Origin of the sequence: Desulfopila aestuarii DSM 18488 (assembly GCF_900143695.1) — a bacterium.
In the GTDB taxonomy this organism is placed as follows: Bacteria; Desulfobacterota; Desulfobulbia; order Desulfobulbales; family Desulfocapsaceae; genus Desulfopila; species Desulfopila aestuarii.
Genome location: NZ_FRFE01000019.1, coordinates 94,768 through 107,891 on the forward strand (window position 1 = coordinate 94,768; position 13,124 = coordinate 107,891).

The following is a 13,124-nucleotide window of genomic DNA, read 5'->3' on the forward strand; positions in this document are numbered from 1 at the left end:
ATCACCTCACCCCTCACTCCTCACTCCTCACACCTCACACCTCACACCTCACACCTTACTCTACATCTTCCCAATAAATACAATCTTTTGGGCAGTTCTTTATCGCCTCCCAGACGATTTCGCCAGGATACTCCTGCAGATCGATCACTTCCATACGACCTGTGGCCTCATTATAGTGAAAAATATCAGGAGCTATCTCAACGCAGCCCATGCACTCTGTACAGCGACCAATGTCTATAATAAGTATTCGCTTCATTCCCCTCCTGATTCGCAGATATTTATCCATACAGCATTATCCTGAATCCAAGGAGGATTATTTCATCGAGGATAATGAACATTTGTCATTTTCATGGCACACTTCCGCAACCAACACAAATTCCATTTGACACTATTGATAATTATTACTATTTAAATACAGGTGTCAACGAGAGCTCCATACTCTGATCTGTTCTTGTAATCGGTTGCGCTCTCCATTAATATAGATTGGTAAAGATTTCAAAGGTTGAGAGACAAACTCGACAACTACTACAAATTACCGGATGTGCACGGTGCATCTGCAATCCGTTCACATTTCTATTATCCGTCATATCCTCTCAGCGTTCCGTCACTGACGAAACGTCTGAAAACACATAAATGCTTTCTGCAGTAAGCAGCACATTGGAGTCATCATGAACAACATTGAACTGGCAAAAGGAATTTACTGGGTCGGCGCGGTAGACTGGGATGTCCGCGACTTTCATGGCTATTCCACCAATCGGGGAACAACCTACAACGCCTTTCTCATTATCGACGAAAAGGTCACGCTGTTTGACACCGTCAAGCGTTCTCATCTCGACGATCTGCTGCGGCATGTCCGCAACATTATCGACCCTGAAAAAATTGACTATCTTGTCGTCAACCATGTGGAGATGGATCACTCCGGCTCCCTGCCGGAACTGATGGAGATCATCAAGCCGGAAAAACTGTTCTGCTCACCCATGGGCCACAAGGCGATCCTCGACCACTTTCATCGGGAAGACTGGCCGTTCGAGATCGTCAAGTCTGGCACCGAGCTGAGCCTCGGCAAGCGTACCATCCAGTTCATCGAAACCCGGATGCTGCACTGGCCCGACTCGATGTTTTCGTTCATCAAGGAAGACGGTATCCTCTTCTCCAGTGACGCCTTCGGTCAGCACTACGCCACCAGCGAGCGATTCGACGACGAAGTGCCTCTTTCCGAGGTGATGGAAGAGAGCGCCAAGTATTATGCCAACATCCTCTATCTCTTCTCACCGCTTGTGAAAAAGCTCCTTGAAGCGGTGGCGGGCATGAATCTCGACATTAAGATGATCGCTCCCGACCATGGCGTCATCTGGCGCAAGAACATGGACGTCATCCTTGAGGCATACCGTAAATGGAGCACCGGCGAATGCCGTGAAAAAGCCCTGGTTATCTACGAATCCATGTGGCACTCCACCGAAAAAATGGCCCATGCTATCGCCGCCGGCTTAGAGGAAACCGGGGTCTCCACCGACCTGATCAACCTCAAGGTCAATCACCGCAGCGATATCATGACCAAGGTGCTGAGCGCTAAGGCCATTGTCGTCGGCAGCCCGACCCTCAATAATGGTCTACTGCCGAACATTGCCGGTTTCCTCATGTACATGCGCGGACTGAAGCCGATTAATAAGGTCGGTGCGTCGTTTGGTTCCTTTGGCTGGAGCGGTGAATCGGTCAAACTGCTCAATCAATCCCTTGAGGACATGAAGATTGAACTGATCGAGGATGGTATAAAGCATAAATATGTCCCCAGTACTGACATTCTGGCCGAATGTACGGAAATGGGCCGGCGAATTGGTGCAACTGTCAAGGCTCGCACCACTGCCTGAACCATACATGAACCCGACGGGAGTGTGAGATGGAAAAGATAGCCCAGCATAAGGTCCTGGTGGCAGGAGAATCATTCGCCAACTGCTGTGACCAGGTGCACCGCTTTTTCGATCTCACCTCCCTGGTAATGTACGACTGCATCCAGGTTATCGATGAGAAGTGCGTCAATGGCCTGGATGCGAATTTTTTTGAAACGGTGGCCGCGGCAGAAGGAAGAAACCGCGCAACGGTCAACGGCTTGATAGATGAGCTGCAGCAGACCGGTGCAACATCCATATCCGACCTTCGCCATCTAAAACACGGTTATCCCAGCAAAATACTGCATGTCATCAGCCACCTGCTTGATGGTTTCATTGGCATAGATTCACATTTTTACAATCTGCCCGCCGATAGCCACTGGCTGGCGGAAGAAGGACTCGCCGCAGTCAAGGATGATCCTGGCGGCTACTGGCTCATCCATATCGACTGTTATTCAGCCACACCCGAGGAAGCGGGCCTCCTGCGCATGTAAGTGTATCTCTCCCCCCTCTTGCTCGATCACCCATAGCTGGAGTTGCCCTTTATGAACTGGATGTCGCTCTTTGCTAAAAGCGAAAACATCAGCCCGGAAGAAACCAGAAACCTCCGGGATAAATATCCACCGGATTCCTTTCAACTGCTCGACGTCCGACAGCCCAAGGAATATGAACAGGCCCATATCCCCGGTGCCAGGCTTATCCCACTTGGGGAGTTACCTCAACGGCTTGATGAACTTGACCGCGACAGGGAAATAATTGTCTATTGCCGCAGTGGAGTTCGCAGCAAATCCGGCTACCAGATCCTCAATTCGGCAGGATTCTCCCGTGTGCTCAATATGACTGGCGGCATCAATGGCTGGCAAGGCCATAAAGCCATTGGCTCTGAAGAGCTTGGGCTCGATTTCTTTACGTCGGGAGATTTTTCCTCGGCGGTGTCGATGGCACTCACTATGGAGATGGGGCTCCGCCGGTTCTACCAGCTTTTAGCCGACAGTGCCGACGATGACAGCAACCGAGAGCTGCTTGAATACATGGCCAGACTTGAAGACGGCCATATGGCAAAACTCAAGACGCTCCTGCCCTCTACCGATGACAGTGTCCCTGACACCTCATCCGTTGCCGAGGGCGGCTTCAATGTCACCGAATTTCTTGCCACTTACGGCGACCAGCTCAAGACCATCGAGACCATTCTCCATACAGGCATGAGGTTCGAGGCCCAGGCCTACGATATGTATTCCCGACTGGCAACCAAGGAACAGCACGCCGACCTGCGCGAATTCTATCTACAGATGGCAGCGGAAGAACAGACACACTTAAAACGGCTGGCGCGGGAACTAGATCAGCGGTTAGGATAAATTGTGATCTGAGAAAAACACATTCACCAGGAGAAGTAGGCATGAGGAGGTAGGTTGGGCAAAGGCGGCTTTTGCCGTGCCCAACATCGGTATAGCAGCGACAGACTGAGGCTGTTGGGCACGCTACGCTTTGCCCAACCTCCAGACCCCATTTTCCCCAATGTATTCATATAAACACATTCACTAAGAGGAGAAGGTATGAGTATTTTCCCTTATGCCGCAAAAGATCTGTATGACTGGCTGACCACCAGGCAGGACATGGTGCTGCTCGACGTCCGTAACTCCAAGGATTTTGCACGATTTCCAGTGGAAGGTCCGTATCCGTTTGAAATGAAGAATATATCCTACTTCGATTTCATGGAGATTGAAGAGGAATCAGTAGCAAAGCTTCCGAAAGGAAAACCGATACGGGTTGTCTGTGCCAGTGAAGGTTCGGCCCAGTTTGTCGCCGATATCCTCGCCAATAATGGATTCACCGATGTCGGATATCTCGTGGGTGGCATCAAATCCTGGGGCAACGTCCTGGCGCCAGTACTGCTGAACGAGGGGGAGGAATTCCAACTCTATCAGTTTATCCGGCCCGGTAAAGCTGCCTGCAGTTATGGACTCGCTTTTGGCGGGGAATTGATGCTCTTTGATCCTTCCCGTGCCATCGATTTTTATCAGGACTTTGCCAAGGAAAAAGGGTTGAAGATCATTCGAACCTGCGAAACCCACCTCCAGGCCGACTACATCGCCGGCAGCCGACTGCTGAGAGAGGCAACAGGTGTTGAGATTATCGCCAATGAAAATGATTTTTCCGGAGCACAATTCAGCTACACCAAGGCCCAGGACGGCCAGCTCCTCAGCTTTTCCAAAGGCGGACCTGAAGTGAAGGTGATGTTCACCCCCGGCCATACCCCAGGCTCCACCTCCTATATCATCGACAACCGTTTCTTCATATCCGGTGATACGGTGTTTCTCCAGTCTGTCGGCCGACCGGATCTCGGTGGCAAGGTGGACGAGTGGTCAGATATCCTTTTCAGCACCCTCAAGAAAGTCCAGCAGCTCGCCCCCAACCTGATCGTACTGCCAGGGCACTATATCAGCTGGCAGGAGGCAAACGCAGGTCTCGCTTTCGCCGCTCCACTCAGCCAGGCCATCGAACACAACAAATCCATCTACGCCATCGACAACGAGAAGGATTTCCTCGCCTTCATCAAGGATAACATGCGGGAGCAACCCAAGGAATACGCAACCATCCGCAAGATCAACGCCAACCTCGAACAGGTTGAAGACGACAAGGCAGAAGAGCTGGATTTAGGTAAGAATGAGTGCGCGGCTTCAGCGCATAAGAAGGCGATGGGGTGAGGAGTTAGGAGTTAGGAGTTAGGAGTTAGGAGTTAGGAGTTAGGAGTTAGGAGTTAGGAGTTAGGAGTTAGGAGTTAGGAGTTAGGAAATTGAACTTCATGAAATATTAATGTCAATAAAAAAGGTGAGTTGGACGGATCCAACTCACCTTTTTCTCGTTTCCCCTACCCCGAAGTAAGCGGTTTCAGACGGCCTGAGATCCGAGGACTTGACATATCCGCTATATTTAAGATATGCGGATATGTCACGTGACGAAGGAGATCAGGCCGTATCAAACCGCGATTACTTAAAATACCTATTGAGGAGCCCTGCAAAAGCCTGCCCATGACGAGCCTCATCCTTGCACATCTCGTGAACGGTGTCGTGGATGGCGTCAAGATTGAGCTGCTTGGCGCGGGTGGCCAGCTCTTTTTTACCGGCGCAGGCACCATGCTCTGCAGCAACGCGGGCCTCAAGATTGGCTTTGGTATCGCCAACAACAACTTCGCCAAGCAGTTCGGCAAATTTGGCAGCGTGCTCTGCCTCTTCCCAGGCAATGCGCTTGTACGCTTCGGCAACTTCCGGGTAACCTTCACGATCCGCCTGACGGGCCATGGCCAGATACATGCCAACCTCAGTGCACTCACCGGTGAAGTTCATTTTCAGCCCTTCAACGATCTCTGCATCGACATCCTTGGCAACACCTATGACATGCTCATCGGCCCAGGCCATGACACCATCGCCCTGAAGTTTGAATTTTGCTGCACTGGCACCACACTGAGGACAGATTGCAGGAGCGGAACCATCATGAGTATAACCACACACTGTACATACATATTTCTGCATTGGAACACCTCCGTAAGAGTTATTATTTGCTATTGAGAATCATTACTGCTTGATTGAATGCCACAATACCGAGTCTCGATTATCTTTGCAACATTTTTTTTCTCTTTGTATAAAGAAGCCCGCATCATACGCACGAATTGCGATGCTTTTTCTGCACGTTTTCGCCCTTCGCGACGTGAGAATCAACAATGAATTGGGAACATAGAATCGTGGGACCTTCATGAAAATATATGCTGATTACGACGAAGAACCCCGCGAAGAATTTCTGGCGCTGCCGGCAGCACTCTACCGGCAGCTGTATGATCTTGAGTTACATGACTTCAGCGATGATTTTCCCTTCTATCAAGAACATTTGCCCCCCTGCTCCGAGATCCTCGAACTCGGCTGCGGCAGTGGCAGATTGACCCGCCTTCTCACGAACGCCGGTCACTGTATCACCGGGATAGATCTCTCTCCCCCCATGCTCCTGGCAGCACAAACGCGGGCACCTGGCAGCCGCCTCGTCTGTATGGATATGCGAAAGATCGCTTTTCGCACTACCTTTGCCGCAATCATCATCCCCTACAATACTCTGAATCTGCTGGCCGATAACGATGATGTCGTACGCTGCCTCACGTGCTGCAGGGAGCATTTGCAACCCGAGGGGCAGTTGCTCATCCAGCTGTACATTCCCAACACAAACCCTAGCCCTGAAGACTCAACCTCTTTTCAATTCCAAATCTTCGATCGCCCGGAAGGTGGAAGAGTCGTTAAAGAAACACTCCGCACCTTCCACCCCGCCACCACAACCATCACCATGGAAGAGCGCTACAAAATTCGACCAATGAACGGAGTAGAACCAAACTGCAATTACAAGCACACCATGACGCTGAACGCCAATTCCCGAGAAACATGGCTCAATATCATCAACTCAGCAGGCTTCACCATCACATCTGCTTCCTCATCCTACACTCCGACAAGCCCAACCGCCCCCACCCTCCTCCTCATTAAAGCCTCCACTCCCCTCTAACCCCTAACCCCTAACCCCTCACACCTAACTTTTTTCCAATCTCTTGACCTAGATCAAAGTTTCTGAGACAATTTCCAGGTACTCTCTTTCTAAACGATGAGAGAGCAACAACCCGCCTCCATCCTTGCTTGATGTTCATTCAACGCACTTCAAACAGTCCGCCCCGGCGGACCAATACCTTCTCAGGAGGACACCATGTTTTGTAATCAATGCGAACAGACCGCTCAAGGAACCGGCTGCACCAAAGTTGGCGTATGCGGAAAAAAGGAAGAAGTAGCCAGCCTGCAGGATCTTCTTACCTATGCAGTACAGGGCCTTTCTCTTGTGGCCGTGGAAGGTAGAAAGGTAGGCGTGGTCGACAAGGCTGTTGACCGCTTCACCGCTGAGGCAATTTTTGCCTGCCTGACCAACGTTGACTTCGATCCGATCCGCTTTCAGAACTGGATCGCCACCGCCGTCAGCCTCCGTGAAAGCTTGAAGACAACAGTCAAAGCCGCCGGCGGCAACGTCGACTTTGCCGAACCCCAGGCCGCATTCACCCCGGCCGCAACCATCGCTGGCCTTGAAGATCAGGGTGCCAAGCTCGATTTCATCAACAGCCTCGATGCCAATGAAGATCTTCGTTCACTCAAGCAGATCACCGTCTATGGCGTGCGGGGTCTCGCTGCGTATGCCGATCATGCCGCCATCCTTGGCCAGGAAGACGAAAGCGTTTTCACCTATATTCATGAGACAATGGCTGAGTTGACCCGACAGGGTCAGGACCTGAATACCCTCGTCGGCATGGCACTGAAATGCGGGGAAGTAAACCTCAAAGCCATGGAACTGCTCGACGCAGGCAACACTGGTACCTACGGTCATCCTGTTCCAACCCCGGTTCCCCTTGGCCAGAAAAAAGGCAAGGCCATTCTCGTCTCCGGCCACGACCTGCACGACCTCGAACTGCTGCTCAAGCAAACCGAGGGTAAAGGAATTAATATCTATACCCACGGCGAGATGCTGCCCTGCCACTCCTATCCGGAGTTGAAGAAATACAGCCACTTCTACGGCCACTATGGTACCGCCTGGCAGAACCAGGCCAAAGAGTTCCCGCTCTTCCCGGGTGCCATTCTGTTCACCACCAACTGCATTCAGAAGCCTGCCGAGTCTTACAAGGCCAATGTTTTCACCACCGGCCTGGTTGGCTGGCCTGATGTTACCCATATCGGTGCCGAGAAAGATTTCACTCCGGTGATCAATCGTGCCCTCGCCCTCGAAGGCTTCACCTCGGATACCGACAAAGGTACTGTACTTACCGGATTTGGCCGCAACACCGTACTTGGCGTAGCCGATAAAGTCATTGACGCGGTGAAAGCAAAAGCGATCCGCCACTTCTTCCTGGTTGGTGGTTGCGACGGTGCCAAACCCGGCCGTAACTACTATACCGAGTTCGTTGAGCAGGTTCCGGCCGACTGCATGATTCTCACCCTGGCCTGCGGAAAATTCCGTTTCTTTGACAAGCAGCTGGGCGACATCGGCGGCATTCCTCGCCTCCTCGATGTCGGACAATGCAACGATGCATACTCTGCCATCCAGATCGCAGTTGCATTGGCCGGTGCGTTTGAATGCGGAGTCAACGATCTTCCGCTGTCGATGATACTCTCCTGGTATGAGCAAAAAGCTGTTGTTATTCTGCTCACCCTGTTGAGCCTCGGCATCAAAGACATCCGTCTCGGACCCTCCTTGCCGGCCTTTATTACCCCGAACGTGCTGAACGTACTGGTGGAGAATTTTGCCATCAAACCGATTGCCGCAACCCCGGCTGAAGATCTGAAGACAATTCTCGGCTGATAGTTTATAGTAGCTTCCGCTGAAATGAAGGCAGGGCGCCCCACGGCACCCTGCCTTTTTTTATACCTGCCGGGTTATTCAACAGACATTATGAACCACACGACATTTCTGCTCGTTCCCAATTTCCGTGTCGAGACCTTCACCATTGAGCAACTCGAACTGCTTACACACGTTCTGCAAGACCATCATGTCAATGGGGTCAAGTTCACCGCCGCCGGGCGTTTGCGTGTTGCCGGGATCGACCGGCAGCAACTTGATGTCATCGCCGAAGCGCTGCAACCGCTGGCAAACGGTCCGGTAACCGATTGGATCACAACCATTCAGTCCTGCCCTGGTAAGGAAGGCTGCCGGTATGGTACCCGCAACGGCGAGGAGCTGGCAGCCAGGATTGAGGCTATAATCTTACCTGTACCACCTCCGGCCAAGATCAAGATCGGTATCGCCGGCTGCAGTATGTGCTGCACCGAACCCTATGTCAGGGATATTGGCCTTCTCGCTGAACAAAAAGGCTGGAAATTGATCTTCGGCGGCAACGCCGCGGGCAGACCACGGATCGGCGACACCATTGCCGAAGGCCTGAGGGACGATGAAGTTATTGAATTGGTCCAACGATGCCTTACTGTATATGTGCATCATGCAAAACCAAAAATGCGCACAGCGAGGTTTATGGAATATTTTGGAGTCGAGGCCTTTCACCGAAAACTTTTCGATGAAGACATCGGGGATACAAATGCGTAGCAGTTTTTTTTCTGATTACCCCGAAAGTTCAGCTACATGAAGTGAGGAGAGAGGAGTGAGAAGCGCCTGCATGAAATGGTAGTGCCCGTTCCAACAATATGAAAATAGGAGAAATTCTGTTGAGTGATCACTTTCCAATATGTCACGCCTTACACCTCACACCTCTCACCTAACCTTATCAGGCTGAGAGTGAGGGGGAGTTAAATATTTTTTTTCGAAAAATAAACGTTCTTGACCCAGATCAAATCATTTCCGCTCTATTCTGTTACCATAGAATCATGATCACAACGGGCAGCACAGGCCGCCCCTCAACAATCCGCCCAATGATGACGAGCCACGGAGGTTCACTATGAAGAATGTACGCAAGATTATCAAAATTGACGAAGAACTCTGTGACGGCTGCGGGCTCTGTGTTCCCGACTGCGCTGAAGGTTCCCTGAAGATTATCGATGGTAAAGCCCGACTAGTGGCTGACAAACTCTGTGACGGCCTGGGCGCCTGCCTCGGTGCCTGCCCCCAGGGCGCCCTGCAGATCATTGAACGGGAAGCGGACGAATTCGATGAGGAGGCCGTTGAAGAATATCTGGCCGCAGAAAAGAAAAAAGCAGCACCTGCAACAGCTCCGAAAGCCATGGACTGCGGCTGTGCCTCAACCCATATCCAGAGCTTTGCACCGATCAGTTCCTGCCAGGCCGCCAATGTACCCAAAAACCTCGGCGACGGTGCAGCTTCCGCCCTGAACCACTGGCCTATCCAGATTCGCCTGGTACCGCCCACCGCACCCTTTTTGCAGAACGCCAACCTGCTGATCGCCGCCGACTGTACGGCCGTTGCTGCCCGCAGCTTTCAGGAAAAATACCTGGACGGTAAGGCTGTGATGATGGGCTGCCCCAAATTTGATGATGCAGAGATGTATGTCGACCGGTTCGCCGAGATCCTGAAGAATTGCAACCTCAACTCCATCACCGTGCTGATCATGGAAGTGCCCTGCTGCTCTTCAATGAACGTCATCGTCCGCCGGGCCATTGAAAAATCGAAGGTCACCATCCCGGTAGAACAGGTAACGCTCTCCGTCCGTGGCGAAGAGATTGAACGGAAAAAATGGTAATAAAAAACCAGGACTGAGGACTAAGTGCTAAGTCCTTAGTCCTCACCACCCAGCACCCAGAACTTAGCACTTAGCACTTAGCACTTAATACTCAGCACTCAGCACTCAGCACTCAGTCCTTATCCTTAGTCCCATGGCAGAATGGGTATCGCCGAAATGCTGTTTTTCGGCGATCCTTCAATGACTCTATTCGAATAGGTAAGATACACCAGGCAATTACGTTTTTTATCGTAAAACCGCACCACCTGCAGGGTTTTAAAAAGCAGAGACGTCGACTTCTGAAAAACCTGCTTACCGTCATCCTTACCCGACTTGATGCGCTCAGACAGCTCGATTTTACCAGTCTGCCGACAGGCCAGCGAGGCATCCGAAGTATCTTCCGCCAGTCCCATCGATCCACTGATACCACCGGTCTTTGCCCGACTCAGGTAACAGGTCGCACCCGCAATATCAGGATCATCAAAAGCCTCGACCACGATCTTGTCATTGGCACCCAACACCTTGAACTTGGTGCGAACCTCCCCAATCTCCTCCGCCATCGCCGAACCGGCAAAGATCCCACCGGCAACAACCACCAATCCCAATATCATCCATCTTTTTACAAATTTTTTTCCTGATAACACACTGGTCTCCATTTTTAACATCAACTGTCGGTTGATCTCTTAACGTGTATGGTATACTTTTTCCATTCCGCGAAAAACATAAGTCTTTAATAACAAAATGCCATCACGACATGAACGTTACCTTATACAAATCGAGCTTATGCCCCCGCTGCCACCTTGCACGCAAGTATCTGGAGCAGCTCAAAGCCGATCAGCCCGATCTGGAAATCGAATACGTCGATATTCTCGTCTCTCCCCGGCGGACGCTCAGTGATGGGGTCCGGATGATCCCCGCCATCAAATCAGGCCAGGACATACTGAGCGGAATTTTTCTCGACAAAAAAACACTCGCCGCGTTCCTCGACAAAATTCGGCAGAATTCAACACGCTGACCTCATTGTGAAAAAACTCCTTTTCGACTCAATTGGCCATCTTGACCTGCTGGTCTGGACGCTGGTCATTCTCTTCTTCTGCGGCAGCGCCCTGCTCTTTGGCGGAAACCTGCAATACTCCTTCATCGGAGCCGGCGGTGTCATCCTTGAAATGCTGCTGATCGGCATCGCAATCGAGCTGATCATTGAATGTCTGAAAAACACTAAGGGCATTGGCACGATTACCGGTTTTATCACCAACGGTCCTGAGGCGCTCTGCCTGCTTGTCGGCCTTCTGGTCGGGGATATTATCTTTGCCGCCTCAACCCCGCTCGGCTCCAATTTCATGAACCCGATTCTGCTCTTTTTCGCGGCCCTCGTCTGCCGCCAAATCGGGGTAACAGCGAAAACCAACCCAGGGTATACCGTATCCACCGTATTGGGGACTGCCATTTTTGCAGGTTCGTTCTTCTTTATCGATGAGAAATACTATATCTATTGGGTCATCGGCGCAACCGCCTACGGCTTGATAACGTTCTTCAAACGCCCGCAGGAAGCCCATTCAGAGGAAATCGAAGAACATCATATCAACCCCAGGGTCTGGCTGCTCCCCGCTGTCATCATTCTCACCGTCACCGGTTATTTTCTCGACAGTGTCGTCACCTTCGCCGCCACCCATTCCCATGCCCCCAAAGGCGTCATCGGCTTCCTCGTGCTTGCCACCCTGACCAGCTGGCCCGAATTCAAATCCTGCATATCTCTTCTGGCCCGCCGCAAACACCTCGCCGCCATCCTGAACATCGCCGTCTCCAACATCACCAATATCTGGCTTGCCGCCGCAGGCGTCGCCACCTATCTCGTCACCAGATAAAAAAAGGCGGAGTCTATAGAACTGGCAATCGTTCAATTCACTCCGCCTTCATTTTTTCAAATTGTTATCCTTGCAATTCAGCTGGTATTCGCGATATTGTAATTTAGTGCTTTTATCAGTTGAAAGGAATAGTTGCGCCCACTAGTCCAACCGCGTCATCTGTCTTATGCCCCATTATTCCAATGAGATTCATACTACATGTAACGGAAAAATATGCTCATGGCTGACGGCTACAAACGCAAAACCATCTTCATCAAGAGGGGGTATCAAAGCAAACTGGTGCTGGCCACCTTCCTGTTCTTCTCCGGAGGATGCCTGCTCTTTATTACGTTGCTTGCGCTCTTTTCGGCAGATACGCTGACCCTCTCTTTTTCCGGCGCCGATATTACACTCGGCTCGACTCCGCTGATGATTGTCAAAGAGTTGCTGACCGCCAACTGGATGCTCCTTGCCTTTGGTGGCGTGATGCTGCTGATAAGCTCAGTTTTTCTCACCCATAGAGTTGCCGGCCCTCTCTATCGCTTTGAACGAACGCTCGACAGTATGAATAGCGGCAATCTTGGTGCTCAGATCCGCTTACGGGAAAAAGATGAAGGAATGGAGCTTGCGGGCAAGATCAATCAATTCAACGATTCATTGTCGCAGTCCATGCGTGTGCTGAAAAACAGCACGGCAGCTCTCGACACCCTGCTTGAACAGGCAGACTCATTCAACCTGCCCGAAGAAGAAAAAGATGAACTCGCCAGCCTCTGCTGGTCGATGCGGGAACATAACCGGAAAATTAAGACGGCTTTCGCGACCTACCTTGAAAATGAATAAATATGAGCATAATGGCAGGCAATATCTAACACGTATCGTTCGATTCATTCTCAAAGAACTCTTTGAGCCACATCCATAAAAACGGTGGTGAAGTGTACTTTCATCGCAGATGATCTTAGACCAATAACGTGTTTTCCAGCTGGCGAATGAGAAATGCCAGTCTTCCCTTAATCTTTTAACTTTTGAGCCTCTTGCAAAAAGACGTGCAATAACAGAATCAGGGAGTATTTTGATTTAACATACTGAAATAATAGAGCTTCATGGCATTTCCTGGTATAGTTTTGTATCCAGCAAAACCAATCCAAGGAGAATGCCATGAAGCTCATAGACACGATATCATGGTTGATGGGACGTGTCCAA

The 13,124-nt window shown here is 51.0% G+C and carries 14 protein-coding genes; 11 read left to right on the forward strand and 3 right to left on the reverse strand.

Annotated features, from left to right (window positions below; genetic code table 11):
* Positions 1–55: 55 nt before the first annotated feature.
* On the reverse strand, positions 56–256 hold the full coding sequence (locus BUF15_RS17425) for a ferredoxin (RefSeq protein ID WP_073614984.1): 201 nt from the start codon (positions 254–256) through the stop codon (positions 56–58).
* A gap of 412 nt (positions 257–668) precedes the next feature.
* Between BUF15_RS17425 and BUF15_RS17430 the strand changes: the two genes are divergently transcribed.
* The 4 genes from BUF15_RS17430 (at position 669) to BUF15_RS17445 (ending at position 4,591) form a co-directional block, all read left to right on the forward strand.
* A complete protein-coding gene (locus BUF15_RS17430; protein WP_073614985.1) occupies positions 669–1,868 on the forward strand; it encodes an FprA family A-type flavoprotein in 1,200 nt (399 codons plus the stop codon).
* 29 nt (positions 1,869–1,897) lie between these two features.
* The gene (locus BUF15_RS17435) at positions 1,898–2,380 is read left to right on the forward strand and encodes a hypothetical protein (RefSeq protein ID WP_073614986.1); all 483 of its coding nucleotides are present in this window, start codon (positions 1,898–1,900) and stop codon (positions 2,378–2,380) included.
* A gap of 51 nt (positions 2,381–2,431) precedes the next feature.
* Positions 2,432–3,241, forward strand: a complete 810-nt coding sequence (locus BUF15_RS17440; protein WP_073614987.1) for a rhodanese-like domain-containing protein — start codon at positions 2,432–2,434, stop codon at positions 3,239–3,241.
* Positions 3,242–3,439: 198 nt separating this feature from the next.
* The gene (locus tag BUF15_RS17445; RefSeq protein WP_073614988.1) at positions 3,440–4,591 is read left to right on the forward strand and encodes an MBL fold metallo-hydrolase; all 1,152 of its coding nucleotides are present in this window, start codon (positions 3,440–3,442) and stop codon (positions 4,589–4,591) included.
* 282 nt (positions 4,592–4,873) lie between these two features.
* On the opposite strand, the gene BUF15_RS17450 is transcribed toward BUF15_RS17445, so the two are convergent.
* The gene (locus BUF15_RS17450) at positions 4,874–5,416 is read right to left on the reverse strand and encodes a ferritin family protein (protein ID WP_073614989.1); all 543 of its coding nucleotides are present in this window, start codon (positions 5,414–5,416) and stop codon (positions 4,874–4,876) included.
* A 220-nt stretch (positions 5,417–5,636) separates the two neighbouring features.
* Here BUF15_RS17450 and BUF15_RS17455 point away from each other — a divergent pair, with 220 nt between their 5' ends.
* The 4 genes from BUF15_RS17455 to BUF15_RS17470 all read left to right on the forward strand — a co-directional run bounded on the left by BUF15_RS17455 (position 5,637) and on the right by BUF15_RS17470 (position 10,101).
* Positions 5,637–6,425, forward strand: a complete 789-nt coding sequence (locus BUF15_RS17455; protein WP_073614990.1) for a class I SAM-dependent methyltransferase — start codon at positions 5,637–5,639, stop codon at positions 6,423–6,425.
* Positions 6,426–6,620: 195 nt separating this feature from the next.
* On the forward strand, positions 6,621–8,255 hold the full coding sequence (gene hcp / locus BUF15_RS17460; protein ID WP_073614991.1) for a hydroxylamine reductase: 1,635 nt from the start codon (positions 6,621–6,623) through the stop codon (positions 8,253–8,255).
* A gap of 90 nt (positions 8,256–8,345) precedes the next feature.
* Positions 8,346–8,993 carry a nitrite/sulfite reductase domain-containing protein gene (locus BUF15_RS17465; RefSeq protein ID WP_073614992.1) on the forward strand — a complete coding sequence of 216 codons (648 nt, stop codon included), beginning with the start codon at positions 8,346–8,348 and terminating at the stop codon, positions 8,991–8,993.
* 349 nt (positions 8,994–9,342) lie between these two features.
* A complete protein-coding gene (locus BUF15_RS17470) occupies positions 9,343–10,101 on the forward strand; it encodes an ATP-binding protein (protein ID WP_073614993.1) in 759 nt (252 codons plus the stop codon).
* Positions 10,102–10,226: 125 nt separating this feature from the next.
* On the opposite strand, the gene BUF15_RS17475 is transcribed toward BUF15_RS17470, so the two are convergent.
* Complete coding sequence (locus tag BUF15_RS17475) at positions 10,227–10,691, reverse strand: CreA family protein (protein WP_143170763.1); 465 nt, start codon at positions 10,689–10,691, stop codon at positions 10,227–10,229.
* Between the two features lie 143 nt (positions 10,692–10,834).
* Between BUF15_RS17475 and BUF15_RS17480 the strand changes: the two genes are divergently transcribed.
* From BUF15_RS17480 to BUF15_RS17490, 3 genes are all read left to right on the forward strand, one after another.
* Positions 10,835–11,095 carry a glutaredoxin family protein gene (locus tag BUF15_RS17480; RefSeq protein WP_073614994.1) on the forward strand — a complete coding sequence of 87 codons (261 nt, stop codon included), beginning with the start codon at positions 10,835–10,837 and terminating at the stop codon, positions 11,093–11,095.
* Between the two features lie 7 nt (positions 11,096–11,102).
* Positions 11,103–11,945, forward strand: a complete 843-nt coding sequence (locus BUF15_RS17485; RefSeq protein ID WP_073614995.1) for a sodium:proton exchanger — start codon at positions 11,103–11,105, stop codon at positions 11,943–11,945.
* A gap of 213 nt (positions 11,946–12,158) precedes the next feature.
* Positions 12,159–12,764, forward strand: a complete 606-nt coding sequence (locus BUF15_RS17490) for a methyl-accepting chemotaxis protein (RefSeq protein WP_073614996.1) — start codon at positions 12,159–12,161, stop codon at positions 12,762–12,764.
* The last annotated feature ends 360 nt before the right edge of the window (positions 12,765–13,124 follow it).

What these genes read in the sequence shown, in the direction of transcription:
- BUF15_RS17425 (WP_073614984.1), bottom strand. Translation starts at nt 256, where the DNA reads ATGAAGCGAATACTTATTATAGACATTGGTCGCTGTACAGAGTGCATG.
- BUF15_RS17430 (WP_073614985.1), top strand. Translation starts at nt 669, where the DNA reads ATGAACAACATTGAACTGGCAAAAGGAATTTACTGGGTCGGCGCGGTA.
- BUF15_RS17435 (WP_073614986.1), top strand. Translation starts at nt 1,898, where the DNA reads ATGGAAAAGATAGCCCAGCATAAGGTCCTGGTGGCAGGAGAATCATTC.
- BUF15_RS17440 (WP_073614987.1), top strand. Translation starts at nt 2,432, where the DNA reads ATGAACTGGATGTCGCTCTTTGCTAAAAGCGAAAACATCAGCCCGGAA.
- BUF15_RS17445 (WP_073614988.1), top strand. Translation starts at nt 3,440, where the DNA reads ATGAGTATTTTCCCTTATGCCGCAAAAGATCTGTATGACTGGCTGACC.
- BUF15_RS17450 (WP_073614989.1), bottom strand. Translation starts at nt 5,416, where the DNA reads ATGCAGAAATATGTATGTACAGTGTGTGGTTATACTCATGATGGTTCC.
- BUF15_RS17455 (WP_073614990.1), top strand. Translation starts at nt 5,637, where the DNA reads ATGAAAATATATGCTGATTACGACGAAGAACCCCGCGAAGAATTTCTG.
- hcp (WP_073614991.1), top strand. Translation starts at nt 6,621, where the DNA reads ATGTTTTGTAATCAATGCGAACAGACCGCTCAAGGAACCGGCTGCACC.
- BUF15_RS17465 (WP_073614992.1), top strand. Translation starts at nt 8,346, where the DNA reads ATGAACCACACGACATTTCTGCTCGTTCCCAATTTCCGTGTCGAGACC.
- BUF15_RS17470 (WP_073614993.1), top strand. Translation starts at nt 9,343, where the DNA reads ATGAAGAATGTACGCAAGATTATCAAAATTGACGAAGAACTCTGTGAC.
- BUF15_RS17475 (WP_143170763.1), bottom strand. Translation starts at nt 10,691, where the DNA reads ATGATATTGGGATTGGTGGTTGTTGCCGGTGGGATCTTTGCCGGTTCG.
- BUF15_RS17480 (WP_073614994.1), top strand. Translation starts at nt 10,835, where the DNA reads ATGAACGTTACCTTATACAAATCGAGCTTATGCCCCCGCTGCCACCTT.
- BUF15_RS17490 (WP_073614996.1), top strand. Translation starts at nt 12,159, where the DNA reads ATGCTCATGGCTGACGGCTACAAACGCAAAACCATCTTCATCAAGAGG.